This window comes from Brevibacillus sp. RS1.1 (assembly GCF_013284365.1).
Classification (GTDB): Bacteria; Bacillota; Bacilli; order Brevibacillales; family Brevibacillaceae; genus Brevibacillus; species Brevibacillus brevis_D.
This window is the reverse complement of sequence record NZ_JABSVA010000011.1, coordinates 134,486-142,048: the sequence shown is the minus strand read 5'-3', so window position 1 is coordinate 142,048 and position 7,563 is coordinate 134,486. Positions and strand designations below refer to the sequence as shown.

Here is a 7,563-nt window from a genome sequence, read left to right as displayed (position 1 = left end):
TTCTTGCTAATGATGGCAGGAAGGTTTTTTCGTGTAGATAAAGCAGTGACATGAAACTTAATACGGATCGGAGGGAAAAAAGGGAAGGGGCATCCGGTGATTTTGGTAAAATTGCTTTCGAATAACCGAGGGAAAGGTATCCATGTGATTATCCAAAAAGTGTTCGACCAAATATCGCTCAACAAGTCCGTGAGACATCGTTAGCTCTCCCCACCACTCCGTTTCATATCGGCAAAGCATGCTGAGTAAATATAGCAGCAAGTAATGACTGGCCCATTCAGGAAGAGGTAGAGAAGAGGCAGAACCATTCCAAAAGAACAGGACGTTCTGATGTAAACGAAATAACGGGTGTTGATCCAGTTCAGACAGGGCACACTGAGGAAGGGTCAGTTCCTTTCTGTTTTTGTTATTTGCCCAGGAGGGCTTTTCCAAGTTACAAACAGATGGAGCCAGCCTGCAAATGTACTGAATGAAGGTCTCGGTTGAATAGGATAATGGCCCGTCCGTTTTTTCAGGAAAGGTAATGCGAACCAAATCACCCTGACTTATATGCGCAATCTTTAGCGTTAACCAGTTACGTGGTTTATCCGTAGCAATTCCGTAACTATCGCTCACGCTGGGGATAGATGAAAATAGGTCATGGACTGAATAGCGGTCTTGTAACGGCGTAAGCTGGAATGTGTGAGCTAATTGTGCAAAAAAACCTTCTTTTTGTGGACGAACCTCATCCTCCATAAGTATATAGGCGTTTCTTTTGAGCTTTCGTGTCGTGACACCATGTTGCAGAACACGACTGTTTTGGGGATAATACGGATCACGAGTCAATAACATCGCCTTCAACAAGTGAGTGCAGCCATAAAACAGCAGCAATGGTTGGATGGACAAGTCAGCAACAGCGGAAGTGGAATAAAAATGTCTGGCTTGTCTCCAGAGATACAGGAAACGCGAGCTTTGTTGAAATGCTAGTCGCTCGGCGTGCTCAGCACCCATGTCATGATAGCAGGCTGCCAAGTATTTTCGTGCAGTTGGTTCTGTCTCAAAATAGCGTAATGTCTTCCAAGCGTTATCCATGTTACCCACCTTTACCAATTTTCGTAATATGGTTAAGTTTTCCTAATTGTTTTTTGATTTATCTGTCTAATGCATTCTATAACCGAACATTATACTCATTTCTTGACAGTAAATTAAGCGGTTTGTTAAACTGTCTTAAACTATTCGCCGAGAGGAGCTTTCAACTGTGCGGGAAGACAAATTTGTTAAAGAGGGCTTAACGTTTGACGATGTATTGCTCATTCCAGGAAAATCTGAAGTTTTGCCAAGGGATGTTGATTTGCGAGTACAATTGAGTGAGAATGTGAAGCTGAATATTCCTCTGATCAGTGCTGGGATGGACACCGTAACGGAGTCTGGACTTGCAATCGCCATGGCTCGCCAAGGTGGTATCGGGATTGTCCATAAAAACATGACCATCGAGCAACAAGCAAGCGAAGTAGATCGTGTAAAACGCTCTGAAAGTGGCGTTATTACCAATCCATTCTCTTTGACCCAAGAACATACCGTTGAAGAAGCGAATGCTCTCATGGGTAAATATCGTATCTCCGGTGTTCCGATTGTAGATGCGAATCAAAAACTGATTGGAATTCTCACCAACCGCGATCTGCGCTTTGTGCATGACTTCTCCATCAAGATCAAAGAGGTTATGACCAAAGAAAATCTGGTGACGGCTCCTGTTGGTACTACACTGCAACAGGCAGAATTGATTCTGCAACAACATAAGATTGAAAAGCTCCCATTGGTGGATGAGAATAACACCCTGCGTGGACTCATTACGATTAAAGATATTGAAAAAGCAATCCAATACCCAAATGCAGCAAAAGATAACCAAGGCCGCTTGCTGTGTGGTGCTGCTGTTGGGGTATCTGCAGACACGTTTGAGCGTGCAGCAGCACTTGTACAAGCTGGCGTGGACGTTTTAGTCATCGATACGGCTCATGGGCATTCCAAAGGCGTAATTGAAACGGTAAAAGCAGTTCGCAAAGAATACCCAACGCTCACCATCGTCGCAGGAAACGTTGCAACTGGAGAAGCCACTCGTGATCTGATCGAAGCTGGCGCATCTGTAGTGAAGGTTGGTATCGGTCCTGGTTCCATTTGTACAACTCGTGTTGTAGCGGGTATCGGGGTTCCGCAAATTACAGCGATCCACGATTGTGCACAGGTAGCGCGAGAGTACAATATTCCAATTATTGCCGACGGCGGCATTAAATACTCCGGTGATTTGCCAAAAGCAATTGGTGCAGGTGCTTCAGTGATCATGATCGGAAGCCTGTTCGCTGGTACAGAAGAAAGCCCGGGCGAATTCGAGATTTTCCAAGGGCGTCGTTTCAAGGTATATCGCGGAATGGGATCGATTGGCGCGATGAAAGCAGGCAGTAAGGACCGTTACTTCCAAGAGAACGCACAAAAGCTCGTTCCGGAAGGGATCGAAGGCCGTGTTCCTTACAAAGGCCCGTTGGCGGATGTCACGTATCAGTTGATTGGTGGACTGCGTGCAGGTATGGGATACTGCGGAGCGAAGACCATCGAAGATTTGATTCAAAACTCCCAGTTCGTTCGCATTACCGGCGCTGGCTTGCGTGAGAGCCACCCACACGATGTACAAATTACAAAAGAATCACCTAACTACTCAATTTCCTAAGCGAAAAATGATACGGAAGACCTACGTCCCCTTTCTTTTATTAAGAGAGGGGATTTTTACTAGCTACTAACATGTGGAAATAGGAGGAATCTCGCTTCAAGCCACCCTGCAACCTATGGTACACTTACAATTGTGTGCTTGTTTCATGAAAAAAAAATCGACAGAAATAGGAGAGTGAGAGATTACATGAAGCGAAAGACATGGACAAAGCGATTGACAGGCCTGTTCCTTTCTGTCGCTGTTTTTGCTACAGCAATGGGAGGAATGGTTTCAAAGGTAGAAGCTGCCCCTGTAGCATCTCAAGCGAATTTACAACTGGAAGCGAAGTCTGCCATTCTTGTTGAGGCATCGACGGGAAAGGTTCTCTATAGTAAAGATCCTGATGTAGCACTTCCGCCTGCGAGTATGAGTAAAATGATGAGCGAATATCTGGTTCATGATGCCATCAAGCAAAAGAAAATGAAATGGGATGATGTCGTCCCTGTAAGTGAATATGCGTTTTATATCGCTAAAATTTCTGATTCGTCTGGTGTGTATTTGAATTTAGGCGAATCCTTTACGGTTAAACAATTGTACGAAGCGATGGCAATTGTATCGGCCAATGACGCTACTGTACTTTTGGCTGAGCATATCGCAGGCAGTGAGGCAGCCTTTGTTGAACTGATGAACAAGAAGGCAGCAGAGCTTGGTATGAAAAATACTTCGTTCGTCACTTCTACTGGTTTGCCAGCCGATGAGTTAGGTCCATACTCTGTTCAGACCGATCAAAAAGAAAACCTGATGTCTGCTCGTGATTCAGCGATCCTTGCCCGTGCTCTGATTCACGATTTCCCGGATGCGTTGGAGACCTCCAAAAAACCAATCTTCACCTTCCGTACAGGTACACCAAATGAGTGGACTAAGAAAAACTATAACTGGATGCTGCCTAGTCTGATCAGTTACTACCCAGGTGTAGACGGATTAAAAACGGGGCACACAGATGCAGCAGGTTATTGTTTTACAGGTACGGCTGTTCGCGACAACATGCGTTTGATTAGCGTCGTGATGAAAGCAAGCACCGAGTCAAAGCGTTTTGCTGAGACGAGAAAACTGTTTGACTACGGTTTTGGCAATTTCAAACTCACAAAACAAATGGACAAGAATGTACCAGTCAAAGGATTTGAAACAGCTCCTGTGAAAAACGGTGTAGAGGTAACTGTACCAGTCGTTACAGGCAGTGAAGTAAATATGATCACCAAAACCGGTACGGAAGCAAAATACACGCCAACGGTTACCTTCCAGGAGCTAACCGCACCGATTCAGCAAGGACAAGTTGTCGGTAAGATCGTTTTGAAAGAAGAAGGTATGAAGGAATCGGATTACTTGCAGCCTGAAGACGCAGCAAAAGCAGGCGTGGATATCGTAGCAGGACAGGCAGTAGAGGAAGCGAGCTGGATTCGTCTGTTCTTCCGCAGCATTATAGAGTTTTTCAGCAATTTGTTTAGCAGTGGAACCGGAAATTAAATAACTATTGTTTTCCCCTACATCTATCGTTTACAATGACGGTAACAGGAACCATAACACCGCATAACAGTTTCGGTTCTGACTCATGATGTAGGGGGTATTTGTAATGGTACAAGTAGGAACGTCCCGCGTTAAAAGAGGTATGGCTGAAATGCAAAAAGGCGGCGTCATTATGGACGTCGTGAATGCTGAACAAGCGAAAATTGCAGAAGCAGCGGGTGCTGTTGCTGTAATGGCTTTAGAGCGTGTACCGTCTGACATTCGTGCAGCTGGTGGAGTTGCGCGTATGGCTGACCTTGGCATTGTAGAGGAAGTACTGAATGCTGTTTCGATCCCTGTTATGGCAAAAGCTCGTATCGGTCATTTTGTTGAAGCGCGTGTTCTCGAATCTCTGGGTGTAGATTATCTTGATGAGAGTGAAGTGCTCACTCCGGCAGATGACTTGTACCATATCAATAAAAAAGAGTTCACTGTACCGTTTGTATGTGGCGCCCGTGATCTGGGTGAAGCCCTCCGCCGTATTGGGGAAGGTGCATCCATGATCCGTACAAAAGGTGAGCCAGGTACCGGAAACATTGTAGAGGCTGTTCGTCACATGCGCACGATGATGTCCCAAATCCGCAAAGTGCAAGCCATGTCCTACGATGAACTGATGGCGGAAGCCAAAAACCTGGGTGCCCCATACGAACTGCTTGAAGAGGTACACAAAACAGGTAAGCTGCCAGTTGTAAACTTCGCAGCAGGTGGAGTAGCAACACCAGCAGATGCTGCCCTGATGATGCAACTCGGTTCCGATGGCGTGTTTGTTGGCTCTGGTATCTTTAAATCAGAGAATCCAGAGAAGTTTGCTCGCGCGATTGTGGAAGCGACCACCCACTACACAGATTACGAACTGATTGCTCGCGTATCCAAAGGCTTGGGGACGGCAATGCCAGGAATCGAAATCTCCAAAATTCGTGAAGCTGATCGCATGCAAGAGCGCGGCTGGTAAGGTGAGTAGCATGAAAATCGGCGTACTCGCTCTACAAGGAGCTGTAGCAGAACATCTGCGAATGCTAGAAGAGGTTGGTGCCACAGCTGTCCCGGTCAAAAGAGTAGAAGAACTGGATGACCTTGATGGACTGGTCATTCCTGGCGGAGAAAGCACCACGATTAGCAAGCTGATGCACAAGTACGGATTCATGGAGGCGGTTCAAGAGTTCGGTAAGGCGAATAAGCCGATCTTCGGAACTTGCGCAGGAGCGATTCTTCTGGCGAAACGGATTCAAGGACAAGACGATTACCATTTAGGCTTGATGGATATCAAAGTGGAGCGGAATGCTTTTGGTCGCCAAAAGGAGAGCTTTGAAGTCTTGATGCCTGTTGCCGATGTGGGGGCAGATTACCCGGCAGTGTTCATCCGGGCACCGTATATCATGGAAGTGGGAGAGAACGGTCAAGTCTTGGCTAAGCACGAAGATAAGATTGTTGTCGCCCGAAGCGGTCACTATTTGGCAGCAGCCTTTCACCCAGAATTGACCGAAGATACAAGACTGCACAAATACTTTCTCGACATGGTTAAGGAATACAGAAGCTAGTTGTCATACCGGAAGATCGGGCCCTTAAAAAGGCGCCGATCTTCTTTTTTCTGTAAAGATCGAGGTGGGGTGGTCTTTACATACGTATAGAACCTGTAGTACAGTTAACAATAATAGTATTCATGAATGAGAATGCGATGATGAGAACAAGTACTTCACAAGAGCCAGGCCTAGAGAGTCGGTGGTAGGTGCGAACCGATCCGGTTATGTGAGGGAATCCATCTCGGAGTGGCAAAGGAACAACAACTTTGTCCGGAACCGTCCCGTTATGACGGAAGAGTGGACATATGCATGAAGGATTACTGCATGTGTCAACGAGGGTGGCAACGCGGGTATACAACACTCGTCCCTTACCAGGGGACGGGTGTTTTTTGTTTTTTTTCAATACGATTCGGAGGGATTTACACATGTTGGACGTAAAAGTATTACGCCAGGATCTAGAAGAAGTAAAACGCCGTTTGGCTCACCGTAATGAAGATATTTCTGCGTTGGATCAATTCGTAGAAGTAGATGAAAAGCGTCGCGAAGTCATCCAAGAAGCAGAAGCGTTGAAAAATAAGCGTAATACGGTATCCGAACAAGTAGCGGTTATGAAACGCAATAAGGAAAATGCAGACCATCTGATCGCGGAAATGAAAGAAGTAAATGAGCGCATCAAGGCTTTGGATGAAGAGCTGCGCCAACTGGATGAACAGCTGGAGTTCATTTTGCTGAGCCTCCCGAACCTTCCGCATGAAAGCACGCCGATCGGTACGACAGAAGACGATAACGTGATTGCCTGGACATGGGGAGAGCCACGTGCGTTTGACTTCGAGATTAAGCCTCACTGGGAGCTGGCTAGTCAAGCAGGCATCCTCGATTTTGAAACCGCGGCAAAAGTAACAGGAAGCCGTTTTGTTTTCTATAAAGGCTTGGGTGCACGTCTGGAGCGCGCACTGATGAACTTCATGATGGATTTGCACTCGAACGAGCATGGCTATGAAGAAGTGATCCCACCGTTTATCGTCAACCGTACGAGCATGACGGGAACGGGTCAATTGCCTAAGTTTGAAGAGGATGCATTCAAAATCGAGGGACCAGATTACTTCCTGATTCCAACGGCAGAGGTGCCAGTCACCAATATGCATCGTGATGAAATCATGGATGGAGCGGATCTCCCTCGCTACTACACTGCTTTCAGCGCATGTTTCCGCTCGGAAGCGGGTTCTGCCGGTCGTGATACGCGTGGGTTGATTCGTCAGCATCAATTCAACAAAGTTGAGTTGGTGAAATTCGTGAAACCAGAAGAGTCTTATGACGAACTCGACAAGCTGGTGAAAAACGCTGAAAAGGTACTTCAACTGCTTGGACTACCATACCGTGTTCTTAGCATGTGCACAGGCGATCTTGGTTTTACGGCTGCGAAGAAATTCGACATCGAGGTTTGGATTCCGAGTGGCGACACATACCGTGAGATTTCGTCTTGCTCGAACTTTGAAGATTTCCAAGCGCGCCGTGCCAATATCCGTTTCCGTCGCGATACGAAATCGAAGCCAGAATTTGTGCATACATTGAATGGTTCTGGTTTGGCGATTGGACGTACAGTAGCAGCAATCTTGGAGAACTACCAAGAGGCAGACGGAGCAATCGTGATTCCAGAAGTTCTTCGTCCATACATGGGCGGAGTAGACAAGATCGCACCGAAGTAATAACCGAGAAATTTAAAAAGCAGCTCTTGATCCATAACGGGTCAAGGGCTGTTTTATATTGTGTACTAATACAGGCGAATTTTTTTAAAAAACGTGT

Annotated in this window: 6 protein-coding genes and 1 other annotated feature; of the genes, 5 read left to right on the top strand and 1 reads right to left on the bottom strand. The window is 46.3% G+C overall.

Annotated elements, in window-relative coordinates:
• Positions 1–57: 57 nt before the first annotated feature.
• Positions 58–1,071 carry a YaaC family protein gene (locus HP570_RS25380; RefSeq protein WP_173627547.1) on the bottom strand — a complete coding sequence of 338 codons (1,014 nt, stop codon included), beginning with the start codon at positions 1,069–1,071 and terminating at the stop codon, positions 58–60.
• Positions 1,072–1,237: 166 nt separating this feature from the next.
• Between HP570_RS25380 and guaB the strand changes: the two genes are divergently transcribed.
• The 5 genes from guaB to serS all read left to right on the top strand — a co-directional run bounded on the left by guaB (position 1,238) and on the right by serS (position 7,466).
• Entirely contained in the window at positions 1,238–2,698 is a 1,461-nt protein-coding gene (gene guaB / locus HP570_RS25375) for an IMP dehydrogenase (RefSeq protein WP_012683796.1), read from the top strand.
• A gap of 186 nt (positions 2,699–2,884) precedes the next feature.
• Positions 2,885–4,201: a D-alanyl-D-alanine carboxypeptidase family protein gene (locus HP570_RS25370; protein ID WP_173627546.1), complete on the top strand. Its 1,317-nt coding sequence runs from the start codon at positions 2,885–2,887 to the stop codon at positions 4,199–4,201.
• A gap of 106 nt (positions 4,202–4,307) precedes the next feature.
• The gene (gene pdxS, locus HP570_RS25365) at positions 4,308–5,192 is read left to right on the top strand and encodes a pyridoxal 5'-phosphate synthase lyase subunit PdxS (protein ID WP_064202291.1); all 885 of its coding nucleotides are present in this window, start codon (positions 4,308–4,310) and stop codon (positions 5,190–5,192) included.
• A gap of 10 nt (positions 5,193–5,202) precedes the next feature.
• Positions 5,203–5,778 carry a pyridoxal 5'-phosphate synthase glutaminase subunit PdxT gene (pdxT, locus tag HP570_RS25360; protein WP_012683799.1) on the top strand — a complete coding sequence of 192 codons (576 nt, stop codon included), beginning with the start codon at positions 5,203–5,205 and terminating at the stop codon, positions 5,776–5,778.
• Positions 5,779–5,906: 128 nt separating this feature from the next.
• Positions 5,907–6,132, top strand: a binding site (T-box leader).
• 53 nt (positions 6,133–6,185) lie between these two features.
• Entirely contained in the window at positions 6,186–7,466 is a 1,281-nt protein-coding gene (gene serS, locus HP570_RS25355) for a serine--tRNA ligase (protein ID WP_012683800.1), read from the top strand.
• Positions 7,467–7,563: the final 97 nt, after the last annotated feature.